This is a genomic window from Paraburkholderia sp., from assembly GCF_035948235.1.
GTDB lineage: Bacteria > Pseudomonadota > Gammaproteobacteria > Burkholderiales > Burkholderiaceae > Paraburkholderia.
The window spans coordinates 22,645-45,038 of record NZ_DASZJJ010000120.1 but is presented as its reverse complement, the minus strand read 5'-3'; the positions used below and the strand labels follow the sequence as shown (position 1 = coordinate 45,038).

The window sequence follows — 22,394 nt, the reverse complement described above, 5'->3', positions numbered from 1 at the left end:
ACCGCCGGCTGTTTTGTGCACACCGCGCTGCCTCAAGCGTCTTGCAGGCCGTCGATGTGAGCATTCACTTACTTTGCGGCTTTACCGGGTGCCCACCGTCGTGAGCGGCTGCCACTGGCCGTTGACGACCTTGTAGACGGTCACGCCGCCGTACTTGAGGTCGCCGTACTGGTCGTAGCCCAGTTCGTTGGTGGTCACGCCCTTCATCGACGTGGTCTTGAGCGAGGCCAGATAAACGCGCGGATCGGTCGAATTGGCCTTCTTCATGGCCGCGAACACCGCGCGCGTGCCGTCATAGGCGTACGGCGAATACAGCTCGACCGGCTTGTTGTAACGCTTCGTATAGCGCTCGACGTAGCTCTTGCCGCCCGGCATCTGTTCGAGCGGACTGCCGCCCGAAGAAGCCAGCGCGCCATCGGCGGCCGGACCGGCGATCTTGATCAGTTCGGCGGAATGGACCATGTCGGGGCCGATCAGCGTCGCCTTGATGGCGAGCGACTTCATCTGCTTGAGCATTGGCGCGGCCTGGGTGTCGGCGCCGCCGTAGAAGATCGCGTCCACATCCGCCGACTTGATGTGCGTGAGGATCGAGCGGAAGTCGACGGCCTTGTCGTTGGTGAATTCCTGCGCGACCACCGTGCCGCCCGCCGCCTTCACGGATTTCGCGAACTCTTCCGCGACGCCCTGGCCGTATGCCGTGCGGTCGTCGATCACGGCGAAGCGCTTGAACTTCAGGTCCTTCACCACGTAAGCGCCCAGCACGCTGCCTTGCTGCGCGTCCGAGGTCACGAGGCGGAAGGTAGTCGGCAGGCCCTGGCGCGTGTAGGCGGGTGCAGTGGCCGTGGCGATTTCCGGAATGCCGGCCTTGGCGTAGATCGGTGCGGCCGGGATGCTGGTGCCTGAGTTGAAGTGGCCGATTACGGCGGCGACGTTGTCGTCGACGAGCTTTTGCGCGACGGTCGTGCCGGTGCGCGGGTCGGCCTGGTCGTCGTAGGCGTCCAGCACGAAATGCACGGGCTTGCCGCCAATGGTCGGGTTGGTGGCGTTCTCGTCCTCGATCGCCATTTCCACGCCGCTGCGGAAGTCGGCGCCGTAGTGGGCCTGGCCGCCGGTGAGCGGCGCGGCAAAGCCGATCTTCACGTCGTCGCCCTGGGCCAGCGCGGCGGCGCTCCACAGGCCGGCCAGCGCGGCGATCAGGACGGGTGCGCGCAGGCGCGGATTACGGATGTTGCGTGCCATCTTGGTTCTCTCCTCTGCGTTCTACGTTTTTCATGGGCGCAAGCGGGCCCGCACCGCGTGCCAAACGCGCGGCGTGCCTGATGCGCAGGGGTGAATCGACTGGAGCCGGGCAGGCGTCATCCCGTACCGTTGCGCACGCAACAGTCTCGGGAGGCCCGCGCGGATACGCTAAAATTGTTTGTTTTTCAGACGCTTACAACATCCCATAGGGTCTCCGGACAAGGATGCAGCAACAGTGAAGGACAGCTTTGCGGATACAACCAGGCAACATGCGTATCCATAGCTGACTGGATTGTATCCAATACTGGCAGACGAAAAAAACGACGACAACTGTTTTTCGTCGGCCTACGCTCGGCCGGCCAAAACGCTCACGAACACATGACGACAGTGCAGGGCAAGGAAGACCAACGATCGCTGCCTCAAACCATCCGCGATCAACTGCGCGACGAGATCCTGCGCGGCGTGCTGCCGCCGGGTGCGCAGTTGCGCCAGGAGGGGCTGGCGGAGCGCTTCGGCGCGAGCCGCATTCCCGTGCGTGAGGCGCTGCGCCAGCTCGAGGCCGAAGGGCTGGTGAGTTACCAGCTCAATCGCGGCGCGGTGGTGATGGCGATGTCCACGCGCGAGATCTGCGAACTGCTCGACATTCGCGCGGCGCTGGAGACGTATGCCGCAAAGCTGGCGGTGCCGAACATGGTGGCCGCCGATATCGACGTGATGAAGCGCATCCTCGCCGCCTACGACGCATCGACTTCGCCCGCCGACTGGGCCGAGTACAACCGCCAGTTCCACCTCGCGCTGTGCGCGCCCGCGAACAACACGCGGCTGCGCAAGATGATCGAGGAGTACTGTCTTTCGACGACGAACCGCTATCCGCATCTGCGCATGTCGCTGGATACGGAAAAAGGCGATGTGCAGCGCGATCACTACGAGATCGTCGATGCCTGCAAGCGGCGCGCGGTGGAGGATGTGGTCGCGTTGATCGAGCGGCATATTCTCGATACCAAACGCGAAGTGATGGCCGCCGCGCGGCTGGCGGGGCTTTCGGACTGAAGCTGCTCAACGCGCTTATGAATGATTGCGCGCACAACGAAAAACGGCGAGCGCCCCTTGCGGGACGCTCGCCGTTTGCTTTGACGCCTGGCTTAAGAGGCGCGCTGGCTGACGGTGCTTAAACAGCCATTTCCGGCGGCGCGCGGCGGAAGCAGCGCGTGATCCAGCCGAGGTAGGCCAGACCCAGCACGAACCAGATCACGCCCAGCACGATCGCCGTCTTTTCCAGGCTGCACAGCAGCCAGATATCGGTGACGGCGCCGATCAGCGGGAACACCACACCGCCCATGAAGCCGAAGCCGCGCGAACCGGCCGAGCCGCTGAAGTATTGGCGGATCACGCACAGGTTCACCGACGTGAACGCGAGGAACGCGCCGAAGTTGATGAACGAGGTGGACGTGGCGACGTCGAGCTTCAGCGCGATCAGGCCGACGATACCGGCGATCACGATGTTGATTGCAGGCGTGCGGAAGCGCGGGTGGATGTAGCCGAAGATCGACTTGGGCAGCACTTCGTCGCGGCCCATCGCGTAGAGCAGACGGCCCACGCTTGCCTGCGCCGAGATGCCCGAGGCGAACTGCGCGAGGATCAGGCCAGCCAGGAAGATGGTCACGAAGATATCGCCGCCCACTTTGCGGGCGATTTCGAACGCGGCCGAATCCGGGTCCTTGAACACTGCGCCCGGATGCGCGAGTTGCAGCGTGTACGCGGCGATCACGAAGATCGCGCCGCCCACCAGCGCGATCAGCACAATGGCGCGCGGAATGGTCTTTTCAGGCTCGATGGTTTCTTCGGTCAGCGTCGACACGGCGTCGAAGCCGAGGTACGAATACGCAGCGATCGCAGCGCCTGCCATCGTCGCCGACAGCGGCACGTGCGGCTGGAAGAACGGCTGCACCGTCAGCAGGCTGCCCGTACCCGCGGCCGTCACGTAGTGGCAGCACAGCACCACGAACATCGCGGCAATGCCCAGTTGCACGACCATCAGCACGATATTGAAACGCGCGGCCAGTTCGATGCCGAGCACGTTCAGGCCGCTGGTGAGCACGATGAACGCGACGATCCAGATCCACGTGGGCACGCTCGGGAACGCAGCGCCCAGATAGGCCGCGCCGATCAGCCAGATCACCATCGGCAGGAAGAAGTAGTCGAGCAGCGTGGCCCAACCGATCATGAAGCCCAGGTGCGCGTTAAAGCTCTTGCGCGTGTAGGTGTAGGCGGAGCCTGCCACCGGGAACAGGCGGGCGAGTTTGCCGTAGCTCAGCGCCGTGAAGACGATGGCGACGAGCGCGATCAGGTAAGCGAGCGCGGCCGTGTCCTGGCTGGCGCCGGCGAGCACGCCGTAGGTGCCGTAGACGATCAGCGGCGCCATGTAGGCGAGGCCGAACAGCAGCACGGACGGCAAGCCGAGTGTGCGCTTGAGATGAGTTTCTCGTGCGCTGCCGGCGGCGGGCGGTGATGATGGCTTCATGATGCAGGTGTCTCCAAAATGCTGCGGGTGTGGGTTGCGCCAACTCGCATGGCCGTGGCCGGCGAATCCGCGACAAACGTGCGGCGCGCGCTCTCCCTGCGTTGCGCGCCAGGTATTTCAGTTCGACTTCGCGATTCGTTTTGGTGTCCGAATCACTGGATGTTGCTTGCTTGAGCCCCTTGGGCCCTTCGTTAAGCGCGAAGGGCCAGGGTCATCGAGAAACCATGCTGCGGGGACCGGGCCGATAAACGCTGCGTGTGCGTTACCGACCCGGGTAAAGTGATTTAGCGTGTGCGCGCACGGATATTGAGCGAGCGGCGGCCTTGCGCGTCGTTCTCGTCCGCGAGGTTCAGCGCGATGCGCGCGTCGTGCAGATAGCTGTAGTGTTCGCGGCTTTGCGCGAGCAGCGCGCGGTCCGCGGTCACGGCCAGCACGGCGTCTTCGTTTTTCAGCTCGGCCAGCACGTCGCCGAACGGGCTCACGAGTGCCGATTCGCCGGGGAACGTGAGATTGTCGTCGCCTGCGCCGATGCGGTTCACGAGCGCCGCGAACATCTGGTTCTCCTGCGCGCGCGCGACGATGGCGCGGCGGTGCACCGGACCGAACGGGTCCATATTGCCGTTGGTGACAACCAGCATTTCCGCGCCGAGCGAGCCGACTGCGCGCGCCGATTCGGGAAACTCGATGTCGTAGCAGATCAGCAGGCCAACGGTCATGCCCTTGAATTCGCAGACCTCGAAACGGTCGCCGGGCGTGAAGACGCCGACGTCGGTGGCCCACAGGTGCGTCTTGCGATAGCGCAGGGCGATCTCGCCGCGCTCGTCGATCAGCACCGTGGTGTTGTAGAAACGATCGCCGTCACGTTCGGAAAGGCCCACGGCGACGGCCACGTTGGCGGCGCGCGCGGCGTCACGCACGGCGGACAGCGACGGGCCGGACAGCGTCTCGGCGATGTCGCGCACGTTCTCGCGCGTGGGGAAACCCGTGAGGGTGGCTTCGGGGAAGACCATCAGGTCGGTGCCCGCGCGGCGCTGGCCGATCGCGTCGATCGTGCGCGCCAGGTTCGGGGCGACAGCGCCGTCGACGAGGGGAATTTGCGCGAGTTCGAGTTGCATGCTTGTCTCCAAAAGCGTCTCAATCTTTCAGGCCCGGCGGCGATGGTGCTTTTAATTAGCCGCGTGAGCGTCTGGAGCGGCTATTATCACCACGTTATTTTTGTCCAGGAATTACCCAGCAGGGGTACCCTGATCGGAGGAACCATGGAACTCGACTGGCAGGACCGCGCGTTCCATCACCACATCGCGACGCTGATCGACGCCCTCGACGGCCCGGATTTCTGGACCCGCACGACACGCGTGATCGAACGCTTCGCCGCCTTCGACAACTGGGTCGCGCTCGTCTTCATACGGGGGCGCGCACCGCTTGTCTGCGCCGAGTCGCCCATGCCCGACGGCACCGTGGATCTCTTGTTCCGCGCGTATCTGGAGGGGATGTACCAGCTCGATCCGTTCTATATCAACGCCTGCGAAAGACCGCGCGCGGGGCTCGTCACGCTGGCCGAAGTCGCGCCCGATAACTTCCGCATGACGGACTACTATCAGCGCTATTTCAAGAGCAACATCATCGGCGATGAAGTGCAGTTCAACGTGCCGTTCGACGCGCAGCGCACGTTGATTTTCTCGCTGGGTGCAAAGCACCATTACACGGAGCGCGACATTGCGCAGTTCGCGCTGTTCGCGCCCTGGGTGATTGCGCTGATGCGCCAGCGGCTGGCTTACGAGCCGCTGATCGCGAACGATGGCGTGGCGGACGTGCCGCAATCGGAGGCAGTGGAGCCGAGTGCGCTGGCCGCGCTGCGCGAGGCGGACAGCGCGGGACGCTTCGAGGCGGTCACGCAGCAGAACGGCCGCACGCCGCTCACGGCGCGCGAAATCGAAGTGGTGCGGCAGAGTCTGTCGGGGTTTTCGACGCGCGCGATCGCCGAACGGCTCGAAATCTCATTCGAAACCGTGCGGGCGCATAAGAAGCACATTTACGCCAAGCTTGGCGTGAGTTCGCAGTCGGAACTGTTCGCGCTGTTCTACGAGCCGCATGCGCGCGAAGGCGGCTAGGCGGTAGCCGCCAGACGCCTCAAAACTCGACCAGCGCGAAGTCTTCCTTGCCCACGTCGCACAGCGGGCAGCGCCAGTCTTCGGGCACGTCAGCCCAGCGCGTACCGGGGGCAAGGCCGTCGTCGGGTGCGCCGGTGGCCTCGTCGTAGACCCAGCCGCAAATCACGCAGACCCATTGCTTGAAGGCGGTGTCGGCAGCGGCTTGCGTTGCGCTGGCTGCATGGGCTGCCTCAGTGGCAGGCGCGTCGGCTTGCGGCGTTTCGCGCGGCGTGTCGAGCGCGACCACGAGCGGCGCGGACGTGCTTTCGCGCGTGGCGAGCTTCGTTTGCAGCGTGTCGAGCAGCGCGGCGGCTTCTTCGGCGGTGAGGTCGATCCAGTACGGATCGCCGGCGCCGTCGTTCAGACGCTCGGGGGAGAACTGGATTTCGAGGGCGACGCCTTTCTTGTACATAAGCGAAAAAACAGGGGTTCAGGCGTCCCGCGCGGCGTGATGCCGCTCGCCCCAGTCGCTCAGACGAAGAGGCGCAGCACCAGCGAGGCCGCGATGCCGCCGAAGGCGATCAGCGCGAGCATTTGCAGCAGCGAAATGGTCTTGCGCGGTGCGGCGTTGGTGGCGGGGACAGATTGTTGGGTGGTATTCATGGCGTGCGGCGTCGCGAAAAACGTGTCGTTGGATCTCGTGCGCCCGGATTGGCGCGGCCGAGGAGTGTCGCACGATTTCGCGCTGGCGGGGGGCGATTCGACGCCGCCCGTGCGCTCCCGCCGCACCCGGCGATGCCGCTGCGCGCGCCCTGATGGGGCATCGCCGCATGGCGTGCGCCATTATCGCCGCTTTTGCGCAGATCATTGCGCAGCGACGGGAGATGGATTATTTCGTGAGGGTTGAGAGCGGCAAAATTCGTTCGCGATCACGCAGTCACCTACGCAGTCACCCATGTAACCACCGCCGCTCCGCGAACGAGAAAACCCAGCACACCGGCAGCGCGCAGGCCATGCCGATGGCCACCTCCGCCACGCGGAACAACGCGACGTCCCACACAGGCCCTTGAGTGGGCACGAGCAGCACGATGGTGGTCGTGATCGCACCCAGCCGTGCGGCGGTGCTCACACTCAGACACCAGCACGCCACGATCACCACGGCCACCGCCGCGAGGTAGGCGGGGATGTTTTCCGCGCCGAGCGTGGCCGCCGCAAAACCGACAATGCCGCCCGCAATCGCACCGATGAACTGGTCGCGCGACTGCGTGAGCGTATCGGCGTAATCGTGCTGCGTGACGGCGATGGCCGTGATCGCGGCCCAGAACGCCTGCTCGGTATGCAGCGCGCGGCCGATCGTATAGGCGAGGCCCGCGCCACAAACGGCACGCAACGCCATCAACGCGCCTTGCGCCACGCGGCTTTTGAGCGGCAACCGCTTGAGCGCGCCAAGCGCCGCTTGCTGAAGGGACGAGAGGTAAGCGTAGAGATTGTCTTGCGGGTCGTGCATGTCAATGTGCTGCCTGAAAACGCGGCCTGAAAACCAGCGTGAAAACGAAATCGAAAGCACGGCGCGGGTAGTGCGTTTATTGCATTGATCGCATTCCACGCGCGCCGTCAGGCCGCCAAGCATAGCAAGTCCACCTGCAGAAGCCGATCTCGCGCGTTAGCCGCACAACTCCGCAAGACAGGCATCGAATGCGCCGATCAAACGATCGACATCGGCTTCACTCGTCTCGGGGCACACCAGCATCATGTTGTGGAATGGCGTGATGAGCACGCCGCGATTGAGCAGATACAGATGGATGATGTGTTCGAGTTCGTCGTCCATGGCGGCGCGCGCTTCGCTGCCGTTGCGCGGCGGCGTGGCGCAGAACTGGAACTCGCTGCGCGCGCCCACGCGCGTCACGCACCACGGCAAGGCGTGGCGCGCGATCGTCGCGCTCAGACCGTCAGCGAGACGTTCGGCGAGCGCGAACATATGCGTGTAGGCGGACTCGGTCATGACTTCGTCGAGCGTCGCGCGCATCGCGCTCATCGACAGCGCGTTGGCCGTGAGCGTCGTGCCGATGCCCGAGTGCCCGGGCGGCGCGTCGAGCTTTGCCTGCTGCGCGCGCGCGGCCAGTTCCGCTGAAAAACCATAGACGGCGCAGGGCACGCCGCCGCCCACCGGCTTGCCGAGCACGAAAAGATCGGGCTCGATGCCGTGGGCGCGCGCGTAGCCGCGCGGACCGCTGCTAATGGTATGTGTCTCGTCGATTAGCAGCAGCGTGCCGTAGCGTTTGATGAGCGCCTGCGCGTCACGCCAGAAACCCGCTTCGGGCAGCACCATGCCGACGTTGGTCATGGCGGGTTCGGCCAGCACGCAGGCGACTTCGCCATCGGCGAGCGCGTTTTCGAGCGCGGCGAGATCGTTGAATTCCACCACGCGCGTGTGCGGCAGCAGGTCGTGCACCTGGCCGAGCAGGCTGGCGCGCTGGGTGGCCTCGCCATCGATGAGATCAACGAACACGTCGTCCACCGTGCCGTGATAGCAGCCGTTGAACACCACGATCTTTTGCCGACCGGTGGCCGCGCGCGCCCAGCGCAGCGCGAAACGGTTGGCGTCGCTCGCCGTCATGGCGAACTGCCAGTAAGGCAAGCCGAAGCGCTGCGCGAGCGCCGCGCCGACGGCCACGGCGTCCTCGCCCGGCAGCATGGTGGTGAAGCCGCGCTGCGCCTGGCGCGCGAGCGCCTGCGCGACGGCTGGCGGCGCGTGGCCGAACATCGCGCCCGTATCGCCCAGACAGAAGTCGATGTAGCGGTGACCGTCCACGTCGCTGAAGGTCGCGCCGCGCGCGCTATCGACATAGAGCGAGAAGGGCGTGGACCAATCGTTCATCCAGTGCAGCGGCACGCCAAACAGCAGATGCTGCGAGGCCTGCGCGGAGAGCGTTTGCGATTTGGGCCGCGCGGCAACGAAGGCATCGCGCTCGCGCGCCAGGATGCGCTGCGCGCGCTCCTGGTTCACGCCTTGACGGTCTTGCATGGACGGTTCCTCGTGGTTTTGACCCGTCAGATCGTCGCATGCACGCGCATCGGAAGTAAATTCGGGCAAACGGCCTATGCCATCTGGCCAGGTGCACAAAAGCAAAAAGGCGCGATACCTTCACGGTCATCGCGCCTTTCACCTTCACGCCCATGCAGAGCGTCAACTATTCCTTACTTGCGGTCGATCGAGAACTTCCCCGGACCCGTCACCGCCAGGGCGAGCAGACCGCCCGCGATGCTGACGTTCTTGTAGAAGTTGATCATGTTGGCCATTTGATCCGCGCCAGACATGTTCCAGAAGTGATGGCCGATGATCGCGGTGGCGATGGTGTAGAGCGCCAGCAGCACGGCCAGCGGTCGCGTATAGAAGCCCACGACGATCAAGATGCCGACCACGAATTCCATCACGACGGCAATGACCGCTGAGATCATCGGCGCGGGTGCGCCCACGTGCGCCATGTAATCGACGGTGCCCGAAAAGCCCGTGATCTTGGACCAGCCGAACAGCACGAACAGGGCGGCGAGCAGGATACGCGAGACCAGCAGAACGACGTCGTTGCTCTGGCCGAAGAGGTTGTAGCGCATGGTGTTTCTCCGAATTTTGTCGGCAATGCGTTGCCGTTGCAGTTTTTAAGCGGTTGCAGCGATGGGATGTTTCGTTTGCCGGGCGGCGAGCGCCCGGCAAGTCGGCTTTACGACCAGAGTTCCGACACTTCGATATTACGCAGATCGAACACCAGTACTTCGGCATCGTGTCCGTCCGTGAAGCTCAACTCGCGTTCCGAGCGGATGCGCGCACCGTCGCCTTCGCCCAGTTCCACACCGTTCAACTTCACGCTGCCGCGCGCCACGTGCACATAGGCGAAGCGCTCCGCGCCGATTTCGACCTTGGCGCTCTCAGTACCGTCGAAGAGCCCGGCGTAGACTCGCGCATCCTGACGCAGCAGCAGTGAATCGTCCGTGCCGTCCGGCGAGAGGATCAGGCGCAGCTTGCCGCGCTTGTCCGCCTGGGCGATGTTCTTCTGCTGATAGCGCGGCTGCGCGCCCTTCACGTTCGGCGCAATCCAGATCTGCAGGAAGTGCACGCCTTCATCGGCCGAGTGGTTGAACTCGCTGTGCGCCACGCCCGTGCCGGCGCTCATCAGTTGCACGTCGCCGGGCACGATCACCGAGCCCGTGCCCATCGAATCCTTGTGCTCGAGCGCGCCTTCCAGCACGTACGAGAAGATTTCCATGTCGCGGTGCGGGTGCTTGCCGAAGCCGCGCGCCGGGGCGACGCGGTCGTCGTTGATCACCAGCAGATCCGAGAAACCCACCTGCTTCGGGTCGTAGTAGTTCGCGAAAGAGAAGGTGTGACGCGAGCTGAGCCAGCCATGTTCACCGCGGCCACGTTGGTCTGCCTTGCGAAGTTCGATCATTTTTTCTCTCCAGTTCGTACGTTGTGTTGTCCTGCGATGGAAAGAAGTTTAGGTCAACCAGATCGACGTGGATGGCCGTAAAATACGACTCACTGTCACCATCAAGTGGACAATTGACGTGCAACTCGACGACATGCGAATCTTCGTCAACACCGTGGATGCGGGCAATTTCACGGCAGCGGCGCACCGGCTGCGGCTTTCGAAGCAGTTCGTGAGCCGCCGCGTGGCCGCGCTCGAAGCGGATCTGGGCGCGCGTCTGCTGGTGCGCAATACGCGCAAGCTCGCCGTGACGGATCTGGGGCAGGAGTTCTATGAGCGCGCGAAACGCATCCTCGGCGATGTGGCCGATGCCGAACGCGCGATGTCCGATCGCCGTTCGGAGCCGCACGGCCTGCTGAAGGTAAGCGCGCCGATGTCGTTCGGCATGGCACATCTCTCGCCGCTGGTCGCGGAATTTCTGCGCGAGCATCCCGATGTGCGCTTCGACATGGATCTGAGCGACCGCACGGTCGATGTGATCGGCGAGGGTTTCGACATGGCGCTGCGCATCGGGCGGCTGGCGGATTCGACGCTGGTGGCGCAAAAGCTCATCGACGTGCGCATGATCGCGTGCTGTAGTCCCGGCTACCGGCGTCGCAGGCGAGTGCCTGAAACACCGGCCGATCTCGCCCAGCATGCCTGTCTGCCCTACGGCCAGCAGGGCCGCGCTCCGTGGGAATTCATGATCGACGGGGTACGAACGCCATTCGAGGTGCACGGGCCGCTGCGCGCCAATAACGGCGAGGTGATCCGTGACGCGGCCATCGCGGGACTCGGTATCTGCTATTTGCCTGACTTTATCGTCGCGGGATCGGTCGATGCGGGGCTGCTCGTCGAGGTGCTGGAGGACTTCATGCCGCCATCCAACGCGCTGCATGCGCTCTATCCGCAGCATCGTGAAGCTTCGGTGACGATCCGCGCCCTGACGCAATTCCTGCGCGAACGACTGGCGGCGCGCGCGGCAACGGCGCGCGGCGGGGCGCTTTGACGCGGGCTTGCCGCGCAGGGTTGAGGAATGGCGGTTGCGCCCGCATCTGTTGTTTTGCGCGGCGTGTTTTTAGTAGCGTCGGGTCCGTGGAACCTTGCGCGGCTCTGGGCGATCACAGCCGTTGCATGTCCGGGCCGAACGCGCGCGTGCACCGCGATGGCGCATGAAAGTGGCTATAGAGCGCCTCGCGCGTGAGGTTCAATGTCGCAGTTTCGTTGTATGCTCACCGCCCCGAGGGTTGTTCGAGCCGTTCGAAGCGAACGGCAGCGGGCGCAGAACCCCGTTCCGGCGGGCTTTGGAGGCCGATTAAGGGCTTTCATCGAGCCCGATAGGCACGGTTTATTCCTGCGATCAAAGCAACCAATTTTTCAAATGGGCGCAGTTCCCGTAACCTTCGTCCATACCTTTTCCAACCCAGAGCGAGGAAACAACGCATGTCTCTCATCAACACGCAAGTCAAGCCGTTTAAGGCAACCGCATACCACAACGGTAAGTTCGTTCCGGTCTCTGAAGAAAACCTGAAGGGCAAGTGGTCGGTCGTCGTGTTCTACCCGGCTGACTTCACGTTTGTGTGCCCGACGGAACTCGGCGACCTGGCTGACCAGTACGCTGAATTCCAGAAGCTGGGCGTTGAGGTCTACGGTGTGTCGACCGACACGCACTTCACGCACAAGGCATGGCACGACACGTCGGACACGATCGCCAAGATCCAGTACCCGCTGGTTGGCGACCCGACGGGCGCAATCACGCGCAACTTCGACGTCATGATCGAAGAAGAAGGTCTGGCACTGCGCGGCACGTTCGTGATCAACCCGGAAGGCGAGATCAAGCTGTGCGAAATCCACGACAACGGCATCGGCCGTGACGCAAAGGAACTGCTGCGCAAGGTTCAGGCAGCGCAGTACGTTGCAGCACACCCGGGCGAAGTTTGCCCCGCCAAGTGGACGCCGGGCGCAGAAACGCTCAAGCCGTCGCTCGACCTCGTCGGCAAGATCTAAGCGTTGTTTTGCCGAAGCGGTTGTATTGACCGCTGTGTCGGCAACGTGATGCTGAAGTCTCACTAGCTGTATCTCCGGGCCGCACCCACGCGGCCGTGGCCCGGATGACCTGATCGCCTGTTGCGCCAAAAGCGGAGCGGCGAAGATACCAGGCAATACTTAAGAATTCCCCCGCTTCTTCTCTAGCCGGAAAACGCCATGCTCGACGCAAATCTCAAGACCCAACTGAAAAGCTACCTCGAAAAAGTCACGCAGTCGATCGAGATCACTGCGTTCCTGAACGACGGCGAGAAGTCGCAGGAACTGCAGCAACTGCTGCAGGACATCGCATCGCTTTCGGATCGCATCAGCTACGAAGAACGCCGTGGCGCCGCTGCTGGCGACGCGCGTACCCCTTCGTTCGAGATCAAGCGTGCGAATTCGGACGTGAAGGTCACGTTCGCGGGTATCCCGATGGGCCACGAATTCACGTCGCTCGTGCTGGCCCTGCTCCAGGTGGGCGGCCACCCGGTCAAGCTTGAAAACGACACGGTTGAACAGGTTAAGTCGCTCGACGGCGTGTTCTCGTTCGAAGTCTATATGTCGCTGTCGTGCCAGAACTGCCCGGAAGTCGTGCAGTCGATCAACGCGATGGCGTCGCTCAACCCGAACGTGCAGATCGTCACGATCGACGGCGCACTGTTCCAGGATGAAGTCGAGAAGCGCCAGATCATGGCCGTGCCGACCATCTACCTGAACGGCGAAGTGTTCGGTCAGGGCCGCATGGGCGTGGAAGAAATCCTCGCCAAACTCGACACGGGCGCCTCGGCGCGCGCTGCCGAAAAGCTGAACCAGAAGGACATTTTCGACATGCTGATCGTCGGCGGCGGCCCCGCTGGCGCGGCGGCTGCGATCTACGCGGCGCGCAAGGGCATCAAGACGGGCGTGCTGGCCGAGCGTTTTGGCGGCCAGGTGCTCGACACGATGGCGATCGAAAACTTCGTCTCGGTCACGGAAACGGAAGGACCGAAGTTCGCGATGGCGCTGGAGCAGCACGTGCGCGCCTATGACGTCGATATCATGAATCTGCAACGCGCCGACGCCGTGGTGCCCACCGGCAAGGGCTTCGAAGTGCGCACGCAAAGCGGCGCGACGCTGCGCGCAAAGAGCGTGGTGCTGGCGACCGGCGCACGCTGGCGCAATGTCGATGTGCCGGGCGAGCAGGAGTACAAGAACAAGGGCGTGGCGTACTGCCCGCACTGCGACGGCCCGCTCTTCAAGGGCAAGCGCGTGGCGGTGATCGGTGGCGGCAATTCGGGCGTCGAGGCGGCGATCGACCTGGCCGGCATCGTGAGTCACGTGACGCTGCTTGAATTCGGCGCGCAACTGCGTGCGGACGAAGTGCTGCAGCGCAAGCTGCGCAGCCTGCCGAACGTCACGGTGCACGTGAACGCGCAGACTACGGAAATTGCCGGCGATGGCCAGAAGGTCACGGGTCTGGCGTTCCTTGAGCGCACCTCGGGCGAAAAGCGTCATGTCGAACTCGAAGGCGTGTTCGTGCAGATCGGCCTCGTGCCGAACACCGAGTTCCTCAAGGGCACGGTGGCGCTGTCGAAGCACGGCGAGATCGAAGTGGATGCCCGGGGCCAGACGTCGGTGCCGGGTCTGTTCGCCGCGGGCGACGTGACGACCGTGCCGTTCAAGCAGATCGTGATCGCCGTGGGCGAAGGCGCGAAGGCTTCGCTGGCTGCGTTCGATTACCTGATCCGCTCGTCGGTCGACGAGGAAGAGGACGCCACGGCGGCTGCCGCCGTCGCGTAAAGTTTATTGCCGCGGGATGCCCCATGCGGACGCCGGCCAGTGGCCGGCGTTTTTTTTCGCGCGGGGATCGTGGGCATGCCACACTTTATGCCGTGACGCGCGGCCGTTCGAGGAAGGAGACTGCCGTGGATCGTGACACTTTTATCCGCACGCTGGCGGACGAAGGCTTTCCAGAACCGGTGCTCGTGACGCGCGAGCCGGGTCATATGGACGAGCATTCGCATCCGTTCGAAGCGAAGGCGCTGATCGTGGCCGGAGAGATGACGATCGGCGCGGCCGGGCAGGAACGGCTTTATCGCGTGGGCGATGTGTTTCATGTGCCCGCCAACGTGCCGCACGTCGAGCACTATGGACCGCAGGGCGTGCAGTATCTGGCGGGGCGGAAGGGGTGAGTGCTGGGGTGTGAGCTGGTTTCAGGCCGCGAGGCGGCCTGATGTGCCGCACCTCACCCCCGCACGGCGATTTCCTTCTTCCATCCTTCGATGATCTTCGCCGCCAGCGCGCTGTAGTCGCCGTCGAAGTGATGATTGCCGTTGGTCTTGACGAGATCGATGCCGGTGTTGGCCAGCGCAGGGCACAGCGTGTCTTTCTCATCCGCGCCATAGACGCATTGCACGATCGACGGCGGCACCTTGGCGAGTTCCGGCTGCACCTTGAGCGCCTTGTCGCTCGCGGGCATGCCGAGCCAGCCCACCACGCGGATCTGGAAGTCCGCGTCGGGCGCAAAGCCCAGCAGTGACATGTACGACACCTTCGCGCGCAGCGCATCCGGCAGTCGGTTATAGGCGAACGGCATCACATCGGCGCCGAACGAGTAGCCCACCAGCGCGATGTGCTTCGCGTGCCAGCGCGACGCGTAAGTGTTGATCACGCGCGCGAGATCGTGGCTCGTCTGCGCGGGCGACTTCTCGCTCCAGAAGTAGCGCAGCGCGTCCCAGCCAATCACCGAAATACCCTGCTTTTGCAGCGCTTCCGCGATCGTCTTGTCGAGGTCGCGCCAGCCGCCGTCGCCGGATATCACGACGGCCAGCATGTCGGTCGGATGCGCGGCGGGCAGCTCGACGAGTGGCAGATCGGAGACGTCTTCCTCGTTTTCCGAAGCCAGATGCAGATGCGGCGCGGCGAGCGCGACGAGCTTGTCGGCGTCGCTCAGGTTTGCGGCGAACGCGTGCGGCGCGACACCGGCGCTCGTTGCGGCCGGCGCTTTCGTTGCGCCCGCAACCGTCGTCACGCCTTGCTCGAAGAAGCCCGGCAAGCCCTTGCCGCGCGAGAGCGTGGGATCGGCGGGGCAGGGCGCGAAACGCGCGTCGAGCTTCGCGGCGGGGTCGAGCGACACTGCGCCCGCCATCGTGTTCGCGGGCGCCTGCGAAAGCATGCGCTGTGCGATCAACGCGCCTTCGCCGCTGCCGATGGCGATCGGCGCGAAGTACTGGCTCGACGCTTCCTGGCGTTCGAGCTGATGGCTGAGCGCTTCGGCGTCGCTGTAGAGCTTGTGGCAGGTCTCGTTCTTGAGCGCGGCGAGATTCGTCGCGTAACGCTCGCGGTCCACGCCCACCACCAGCGCGCCGTGATGCGCGAGCGCATCGGCGCGGGTCTGGTCGTCGGCGTTCCAGTGTTCGCCTGCGGAAAACAGCACGGTGAAACCGCGCATCGTGCCGATGGGGCGCGTCACGGCCACGTCGCCATAACGTCCACCGGACACGTGCGTGACGGCGCTATGCGCCGGAGCCTCGGTTGCATGGGCCAAGGTGGCGCCGAGCGAAAGCAATACTGCGCCCGCCGCCGCAACAGCCGTGCGCGGCAGCGAGAAAATACGATGAATCATGAACGCCAGCCTCCTGCCAGCAACGAAAGATCGGCGAGGGTGATGAAAACGCTCATCGAGCCCGAGGCGGCCAGATAACGCGGTTCCCAGCGCGGCGCGAACTTGTTCTTGAAGCCGCGCAGCCCCCGGAAGTTGTAGAACTTGCCGCCGAAACGCCAGATCAGCCCGGCCAGACGGTGCCACGACGACGCGAGCGGCGTCGGCCCCATGCCGGACAGCGGCGCCATGCCGAGCGAAAGCGACTGATAGCCGGCGGCTTTGAGATGCAGCGCGAGCTGCGTGAACAGATACTCCATCGCGTAGGGCGAGGCGCCCGGCAGATGGCGCATGACCCCGACGGTCGCGTCGGTGTTCAGATCGGTCGTCATGAAGGTGACGAAGGCAAGCGGCGCGCCGTTCTGGCGCACCAGCAAAACGTTCTGCGCGGCGAGGTAATCGTCCTCGAACGCGGCCACGGAAAAACTTTTCTCGCGCGCTTCGCGGTCTTCGAGCCACGCGTCCGAAATCGCGCGCAGGATCGGCAGGCTGTCGGCCATCTGCGCCGGTTCGATGTTCTCGAACGAGAAGCCGTCGCGTTCGCCGCGCTTGAGCGCGTAGCGCAGATGCGCGCGCTGCGGGCCCTTCAGGTCGAATTCCTGCAGCATCACGCGCGCTTCTTCGCCAAGCTTCATCAGCGTGAGACCGGCGTCGAGGTAGAGCGGCAGGGCGTCGGCGCGCACCTGGTAGAACGCGGCGCGGCCGCCGTGCGTGTGCGCGAGCGAGACGAATTCGCGGATCAGCGCGGGCCATTCGTCGCGCGGGCCGACCGGGTCGTGCAGCGCCGCCCACGTGCGGCCGCGCTTGGCGTACATCAGGAAGGCGTTGCGCGACTGTGAGAACAGGAAGCTCTTGTCACCCATCAGCGCGAGACCGGCGTCGCTGCGTTCCTGCGCGCGCACGATGCGCGCGGCTTCGGCCAGATCTTCGCTCGGCGGCATCACGAAGCGGCCCGCCGCCGGGCGCAGCAACTGCCACGACGCCAGCGCCGCGGCGAACACGCCCGCGCCCAGCGTGGCGCGCAGCGCCCGCGGCGCGCGCTCGTCGAAGGCGAACTGCCACCACAGATGCTGCGAGTAATCGACGTCGCGGAAGGCGAACAGCAGCACCCACACTGCGAGCGCGATCACGCAGCCGACCGAGGCGAGCCACGCGGGCGTGAAACGCTCCGCAAACAGCGACGAATGGCGATTGAAGCGCCCGCGCGTGGCGATCAGCAGCGCGATCAGCACGCACAGCACGCCCGCCTCGACAAAGGCGAGACCCTTGGTGAGCGAGAGCGCCAGATTGGCGACTGCGAGCATGAGCGCGAGCCACCAGGCGGCGTCGAGGCGGCGCAGCAGGCCGCGCGCGACGAACAGCAACAGCACGCCAAACAGGCTGCCGAGCAGTTGCGAGCTTTCGAGCACCCAGAGCGGCAGGAAGGTTTGCAGCAGCGCGATGCGCTTGGCGAACGCCGGCGTCGCGCCCGAGATCACCAGCATGCTTCCCGTCACGAAGGTGACGATGGCGAGGAACAGCGGCGCGAGTTGCGAGACGCCGTCGGCGCCGCGCTTCGCGAACGTGGTGTTGAGCGGGTTCTTGAGCGCGCGGCCTTCGAACACGGCGAGCAGCGCTGCCGACAGTGCGAGCGGCGCGCCAAAGTAGATCGCGCGATAGGCCAGCAGCGCGGCGAACACCTTCGAGCCTGGCACGCTTGTGCCGAGCGCGAACACCATCGCCGCCTCGAACACGCCGATCCCGCCGGGCGTATGGCCGATCAGGCCGAGCAGCATCGCGGCGGTGTAGACGGTCAGAAAATCGGCGAAATTCAGGTTGGCGTGCGGCATCACCGACCAGAGCGCGAGACCCGCGCCCACCACGTCGAGCGCGGCGAGCAGCAGTTGTGCGACGAGGTCGCGGCGCGCGGGCACCGTGAAGCGCAGCCAGGCGCGTTTGAAGGGCTCGATCTCGCGCGCGCGCGCCGGGCAGGCGGCGATCATCGCGGCGCCCAGCGCCAGCACGGCGCCGCCGATCCAGCGCAGCGCGTCGGGCGTGAGGTGCAGCAGGCCCGAAAGCGTGTCGGCGGAGGCGACCATGCCGAGCGCGGTCATCAGCGCGAGGGCGATGGCGAGCGTGACGCTCGTGAACACCGTCATGCGGCCGATCTGCGCGGCGGTGACGCCGGCCGGCCCGTAGACGCGGCAGCGCACCGCGCCGCCCGTGAGCGCGCCGAAGCCCGTCACGTTGCCGAGCGCGGAACCGGCGATTGCGCCTACCCACAGCGCGCCGCGCGAGACGCGCGTGCCCAGGTAGCGCAGGCCGACGGCGTCGCGCCCGACCAGGGCGACGAAGCTGAGCGCCGTGGCGCCGAGCGCGCCGGTCCATTGTCCTGGGGCCAGATGCCAGAGCTGGCGGATCACCGAGCGGTAATCTACCGACTTCGACAGATGCTGGAACACGATCAGCAGCAGCGCGCAGATGCCGAGCGCCAGAGCCGGCGCCGCGAAGCGCTGCAGGCGCAGGACGCGGGCGCGGCGGCGCAGCGCCACGAGGGCGGCGCGCGCGAGGCGCGATGGAGGCGATTGGAGCATGGGTCGGTCCGGCGATTCCCGGATGCCGCCAGGGCGCCGTGCTGGCGTCCGCGGGGGCGGCATCGCATGTTGGACGCTACGTTCCGGGCGGCGGACCTGGCTGGCGGCCCGCTGCGGCAAGCGAAAACGTAAACGTTTGGTAAATGACTGGTAAAGCAGCAAACGCGCGGGGCGTCTGGATGGTTGACTAAGTAGCTAAAGAAAACATCAAACGGGTCGGATGAAAATTCGCCATTTTGGCGTGTCCGAGCGACATTTTACGCATGGGCGTTCGTTGATCGGCGATTTCGGCGCAACTTATCCGAATCTTTATGTTTGCAAATGAAACGGAAAAGGCCGCGAAAATCGGCGGGCGAATAGCACGGCGATGAGTGAGAGGCAATGCTACCGGCATCTCAATTAACGTGGCGCTTCGAACAGAGCCGCCCGCCTTGGGACGGCGCCTCGGGTGCTTTGCTTCGTCGCGCGACTCAATGGATTACGGCAGGCGGCAACCCTTTCTGAATCCGCTGTTACCAAATCGAGACAGGCGTTTTAATTCTTTTACTTCGCGTCACGGTGGAGTTAGTCTGATTCAGTCAAGTGATGTGAACTGCGCCGGGGATCCTGCGACAAGTGATCCCGCATAAGGTCTTGCATCGGATCGGGGCATTGGCTCCGGTCGACAAGGAGAATGACGTGAAGAGACTCGCGTTAACTTCGCTTTCGCTCGTCGCGCTCGGCGCCGCCGGCGCGGCGCACGCCCAGACCAGTGTCACGCTCTACGGCACCATCGACACTTCGATTACCTACGTCAATCACGCCAACGGCAGCAAGAATCTCTGGACGCTCGGCAACAGCAGCTACGGGAATCTGTCGGGTTCGCGCTGGGGCCTGAAGGGCGCCGAGGATCTGGGCGGCGGCCTCAAGGCGATCTTCCAGTTGGAAAGCGGGTTTAATCCTTCGACGGGGTCGTCGGCGCAGGGCGGGCGGCTGTTCGGCCGCCAGGCATACGTGGGCCTGACCGCCGAGCAATATGGTTCGCTCACGCTGGGCCGTCAGTACGATCCGCTGATCGATCTGGTGCAGGGCATCACCGAGGATAACTACTTCGGTTCGGCCTTCGCGACCGCCGGCGACGTGGACAACTACGACAACAGCTTCCGCGTGAATAACGCCGTCAAGTACACCACGCCCGTGTGGAACGGCCTGCAGGCCGCGGCGATGTACTCGTTCGGCGGCATCGCAGGCACGACCGGCTCCGAGCAGTCGTATTCGGCGGCGGTCGCCTATAACAACGGGCCGATCGCGGTCGCGGGCGGCTACTTCTACGCGGCCAACAGCCAGGCGGGTCTGGGCGTGCGCTCCGACGGCTGGACCAGCACCTCGGACGGCACTTTCGACGGCCCCATCAACACCGGCTACGCGAGCGCTCACTCACTTTCGATCGCGCGCGTGGCAGCGCAGTACTCGCTGAACCTGTTTACGTTCGGGCTGGGTTACAGCAACGCGCAGTACGCGCCGGACGCCGCCTCGGTGTTCCGCGATACCGAGAAGTACAACACCGGCCAGGGTTTCATGAACTACCAGTTGAGTCCGGCGCTGCTGCTGGGGCTGGGCTACAGCTACACGCACGCCAATGGCGACACCAACGCGACTTACCATCAGGTGTCGATCGGTGCGGACTACAGCCTGTCCAAGCGCACCGATCTCTATATGACCGCGGCCTGGCAACACGCGAGCGGCGATCAGGGCGACGGCTCGGGTGGCTCGATGCCGGCCGAGGCGTCGATTGGCTCTTACGGTTACAACGGGACGTCGTCGCAGACCATGATCAATCTGGGACTGCGTCACAAGTTCTGACGACGACGCGAGGAGTACCAGCGCCGGGCACGCCGATTCAAGGCGCGCCCGGCGTTTTTTATGACTGACGCGTGCGGCGCAGCGTCAGCAACGAGAGCCGCGCAACGCAGCGCGCGATGATTCGACGTGCGCCGGCCAGTGGCGGGCGCCAGGCGCTGGTGATCGTGACGCGCGCCGTCTGGAGTTCGTGGGTGTTGGCTGGGTCAGATGGATCGCTGCTCAGCCAGATTCGCTCGCCACGCAGGACGCGCAGCGTGTCGCCGGGGTTCAGCCAGTGATCGTAGGGCGAGCGTGCGCGCGTGAGCCAGATGCGTGCGCCGTGGACGCGCACGGTGCTGTCGGCGGCCACGCGCCACGTGAGCGTGCGGCCGTCGGGCACGGCAAAGTGGATCGACTGCGCGGGCAACGCCGCATCGCGCACGATGCGCTCGAAAAGATCGAGGCGATCGAAACTCAAGGCTGAGGGACAGGCGCCGGCGGCGTCCTGCTGTGAAGCTTGATCCATCGCATTCTCCATTTCTAGAGCCGACGGACGGAGCGCTACTTCTGCCACCCACAAAACAAAAAGCCCCGTCGAATCGGCGGGGCTTGTGGTTTGCGTAACGACAGACTGCCTGAATTGCCTATACGCACACATTCCCCCGTGCCATGCCGTGTTTCGGCATATGCCACGGGCGATTAGTCGCGATCGTGTGGGGAAGGGCGGCAAAGGTGTGCATGAATTGAATGTACGGGGACTTTATTTGCGCTGTCAACGTATTTGTTCGGGCGCCTGGGCCTGTCGCGCAAGGGCAGTCGGCCGCTCGATACGGCTGGTTTCGACCCTCTTGCCGCGGCCGCGCGTTTGGTTCAGCATGATTTCTTTCCGTTTGCGCCGGGTGTGTATCGTAGAGACAACAAAGCAAATCTCTGTTTCTGATATATCACATACAGAATATTGATTTTTGTCGCGACGCAGCATATGATTCAGTTATTCACTGACTCAATCTTGCGGAGCTTCAAATGGATTTCGTCTCTCTCGCACTCTTCGGCGTGGCAGTGGTGGGTTTAGGCGCGGCTGCAACGGTTATGATCGCCAAATGGCTGCCGCAGTCGGCCATCGATCAGGCGGGCCAGCATGGCCGGTTCGCCGGTTTGGGTGAAACGCCGCGTGTCCAGCCGGTTCGTCAGCAAGTCCGCTCGCACGCGGGTCCAAAGGTTGGACCGCAGGTTGGTCGTATTGGTTAGCATTGGTTAAAGGGCATTGAATGTCGTCAGAACACACCGAAGCCGTTGCCACCCGGGACGCCGCGCCGCTCACGCTGGCGCTGCAGCCCATCAATGCCTCGCTGAGCCTGCGCGATCAGGCTTACGCGATGTTGCGCCAGGCCATCGCCGACGCCGACATCTACCAGTCGCGTGAGGAAATCCGCCTGGACGAGCGTGTGCTCAGCGAAACGCTCGGCGTGAGCCGCACGCCCGTGCGCGAGGCCATGACGCTGCTGGAGCAGGAAGGTTTTCTGCGCATGGTGCCGCGCCGCGGTATCTATATCGTGCGCAAGAACAAGCGCGAGATCGTCGAGATGATCCAGATGTGGGCCGCGCTCGAAAGCATGGCGGCACGCCTCGCGACGCTGCACGCCACCGACGAAGAAATCGCCCGCTTGCGCCATATGTTCGACGCCTTCCGCGACAGCACGCCAGCCGAACATATCGCCGAGTATTCCGACGCCAACATCGCTTTCCATCAGGCGATTGTCGAGTTGTCGAAGTCGCAGATCATCCTCGACACGATCAAGAATATCTTCGTGCATGTGCGGGCGATCCGCCGCATGACGATCTCGCAGAGCGACCGTGCGTCCCGCTCGATCGTCGATCATCTGCGCATCATTGAAGCGCTTGAAAAGCGTGACACCGAACTGGCCGAGCGCCTCGTCCGCCAGCATTCGCTCGATCTTGCCGTCTTCGTCGAGAAGAACTGCGACTTTCTCGATTGAGGCGGGCGGCGGCCTGGCCGCT

At 64.3% G+C, this 22,394-nt stretch carries 21 protein-coding genes; 9 read left to right on the top strand and 12 right to left on the bottom strand.

From position 1 onward, the window contains the following. Positions 1 to 81: 81 nt before the first annotated feature. Positions 82 to 1,239: a branched-chain amino acid ABC transporter substrate-binding protein gene (locus VG320_RS10860; RefSeq protein ID WP_327200111.1), complete on the bottom strand. Its 1,158-nt coding sequence runs from the start codon at positions 1,237 to 1,239 to the stop codon at positions 82 to 84. Between the two features lie 378 nt (positions 1,240 to 1,617). Between VG320_RS10860 and VG320_RS10855 the strand changes: the two genes are divergently transcribed. Further along, positions 1,618 to 2,289: a GntR family transcriptional regulator gene (locus VG320_RS10855; protein ID WP_327200110.1), complete on the top strand. Its 672-nt coding sequence runs from the start codon at positions 1,618 to 1,620 to the stop codon at positions 2,287 to 2,289. A gap of 118 nt (positions 2,290 to 2,407) precedes the next feature. Here VG320_RS10855 and VG320_RS10850 read toward each other — a convergent pair whose 3' ends face one another. Together VG320_RS10850 and VG320_RS10845 are read right to left on the bottom strand one after the other, a co-directional pair. Then, a complete protein-coding gene (locus VG320_RS10850; RefSeq protein WP_327200109.1) occupies positions 2,408 to 3,760 on the bottom strand; it encodes an APC family permease in 1,353 nt (450 codons plus the stop codon). Positions 3,761 to 4,044: 284 nt separating this feature from the next. Beyond that, complete coding sequence (locus tag VG320_RS10845) at positions 4,045 to 4,875, bottom strand: carbon-nitrogen hydrolase family protein (protein ID WP_327200108.1); 831 nt, start codon at positions 4,873 to 4,875, stop codon at positions 4,045 to 4,047. A 144-nt stretch (positions 4,876 to 5,019) separates the two neighbouring features. Here VG320_RS10845 and VG320_RS10840 point away from each other — a divergent pair, with 144 nt between their 5' ends. Continuing rightward, complete coding sequence (locus VG320_RS10840) at positions 5,020 to 5,871, top strand: helix-turn-helix transcriptional regulator (RefSeq protein ID WP_327200107.1); 852 nt, start codon at positions 5,020 to 5,022, stop codon at positions 5,869 to 5,871. 19 nt (positions 5,872 to 5,890) lie between these two features. On the opposite strand, the gene VG320_RS10835 is transcribed toward VG320_RS10840, so the two are convergent. From VG320_RS10835 to VG320_RS10810, 6 genes are all read right to left on the bottom strand, one after another. After that, positions 5,891 to 6,322, bottom strand: coding sequence for a rubredoxin (locus tag VG320_RS10835; protein WP_327200106.1), 432 nt, complete (start codon positions 6,320 to 6,322; stop codon positions 5,891 to 5,893). A 59-nt stretch (positions 6,323 to 6,381) separates the two neighbouring features. Further along, complete coding sequence (locus VG320_RS10830; protein WP_327200105.1) at positions 6,382 to 6,513, bottom strand: hypothetical protein; 132 nt, start codon at positions 6,511 to 6,513, stop codon at positions 6,382 to 6,384. A gap of 286 nt (positions 6,514 to 6,799) precedes the next feature. Further along, on the bottom strand, positions 6,800 to 7,357 hold the full coding sequence (locus VG320_RS10825) for an FUSC family protein (protein ID WP_327200104.1): 558 nt from the start codon (positions 7,355 to 7,357) through the stop codon (positions 6,800 to 6,802). Between the two features lie 156 nt (positions 7,358 to 7,513). Beyond that, positions 7,514 to 8,875 (bottom strand): aspartate aminotransferase family protein, encoded by a 1,362-nt coding sequence (locus VG320_RS10820; protein ID WP_327200103.1) that lies wholly within the window; start codon positions 8,873 to 8,875, stop codon positions 7,514 to 7,516. A gap of 173 nt (positions 8,876 to 9,048) precedes the next feature. Continuing rightward, positions 9,049 to 9,462: a DoxX family protein gene (locus VG320_RS10815; RefSeq protein WP_327200102.1), complete on the bottom strand. Its 414-nt coding sequence runs from the start codon at positions 9,460 to 9,462 to the stop codon at positions 9,049 to 9,051. A gap of 107 nt (positions 9,463 to 9,569) precedes the next feature. Then, on the bottom strand, positions 9,570 to 10,295 hold the full coding sequence (locus VG320_RS10810) for a pirin family protein (RefSeq protein WP_327200101.1): 726 nt from the start codon (positions 10,293 to 10,295) through the stop codon (positions 9,570 to 9,572). Between the two features lie 118 nt (positions 10,296 to 10,413). Between VG320_RS10810 and VG320_RS10805 the strand changes: the two genes are divergently transcribed. The 4 genes from VG320_RS10805 (at position 10,414) to VG320_RS10790 (ending at position 14,512) form a co-directional block, all read left to right on the top strand. Further along, complete coding sequence (locus VG320_RS10805) at positions 10,414 to 11,322, top strand: LysR family transcriptional regulator (RefSeq protein WP_327200100.1); 909 nt, start codon at positions 10,414 to 10,416, stop codon at positions 11,320 to 11,322. Between the two features lie 434 nt (positions 11,323 to 11,756). Further along, entirely contained in the window at positions 11,757 to 12,320 is a 564-nt protein-coding gene (ahpC, locus tag VG320_RS10800; RefSeq protein ID WP_069261621.1) for an alkyl hydroperoxide reductase subunit C, read from the top strand. Positions 12,321 to 12,518: 198 nt separating this feature from the next. Beyond that, the gene (gene ahpF / locus VG320_RS10795; protein WP_327200099.1) at positions 12,519 to 14,120 is read left to right on the top strand and encodes an alkyl hydroperoxide reductase subunit F; all 1,602 of its coding nucleotides are present in this window, start codon (positions 12,519 to 12,521) and stop codon (positions 14,118 to 14,120) included. Between the two features lie 125 nt (positions 14,121 to 14,245). Further along, positions 14,246 to 14,512, top strand: coding sequence for a cupin domain-containing protein (locus tag VG320_RS10790; RefSeq protein WP_327200098.1), 267 nt, complete (start codon positions 14,246 to 14,248; stop codon positions 14,510 to 14,512). 53 nt (positions 14,513 to 14,565) lie between these two features. Here the strand turns inward: VG320_RS10790 and VG320_RS10785 are convergent, their stop codons facing one another. Continuing rightward, a complete protein-coding gene (locus tag VG320_RS10785; RefSeq protein WP_327200097.1) occupies positions 14,566 to 15,945 on the bottom strand; it encodes an AcvB/VirJ family lysyl-phosphatidylglycerol hydrolase in 1,380 nt (459 codons plus the stop codon). After that, positions 15,942 to 18,554, bottom strand: a complete 2,613-nt coding sequence (gene mprF / locus VG320_RS10780; RefSeq protein WP_327200096.1) for a bifunctional lysylphosphatidylglycerol flippase/synthetase MprF — start codon at positions 18,552 to 18,554, stop codon at positions 15,942 to 15,944. Before mprF ends, VG320_RS10785 begins: the two co-directional genes overlap by 4 nt. Before the next feature lie 678 nt (positions 18,555 to 19,232). On the opposite strand from mprF, the gene VG320_RS10775 reads away from it, so the two are divergent. Beyond that, entirely contained in the window at positions 19,233 to 20,396 is a 1,164-nt protein-coding gene (locus tag VG320_RS10775; protein ID WP_327200095.1) for a porin, read from the top strand. A 58-nt stretch (positions 20,397 to 20,454) separates the two neighbouring features. On the opposite strand, the gene VG320_RS10770 is transcribed toward VG320_RS10775, so the two are convergent. Continuing rightward, positions 20,455 to 20,901 carry a DUF2917 domain-containing protein gene (locus VG320_RS10770; RefSeq protein WP_327200094.1) on the bottom strand — a complete coding sequence of 149 codons (447 nt, stop codon included), beginning with the start codon at positions 20,899 to 20,901 and terminating at the stop codon, positions 20,455 to 20,457. 497 nt (positions 20,902 to 21,398) lie between these two features. Between VG320_RS10770 and VG320_RS10765 the strand changes: the two genes are divergently transcribed. Next, positions 21,399 to 21,623, top strand: a complete 225-nt coding sequence (locus VG320_RS10765) for a hypothetical protein (protein WP_327200093.1) — start codon at positions 21,399 to 21,401, stop codon at positions 21,621 to 21,623. A gap of 20 nt (positions 21,624 to 21,643) precedes the next feature. Further along, positions 21,644 to 22,372, top strand: coding sequence for a GntR family transcriptional regulator (locus tag VG320_RS10760; RefSeq protein ID WP_327200092.1), 729 nt, complete (start codon positions 21,644 to 21,646; stop codon positions 22,370 to 22,372). The last annotated feature ends 22 nt before the right edge of the window (positions 22,373 to 22,394 follow it).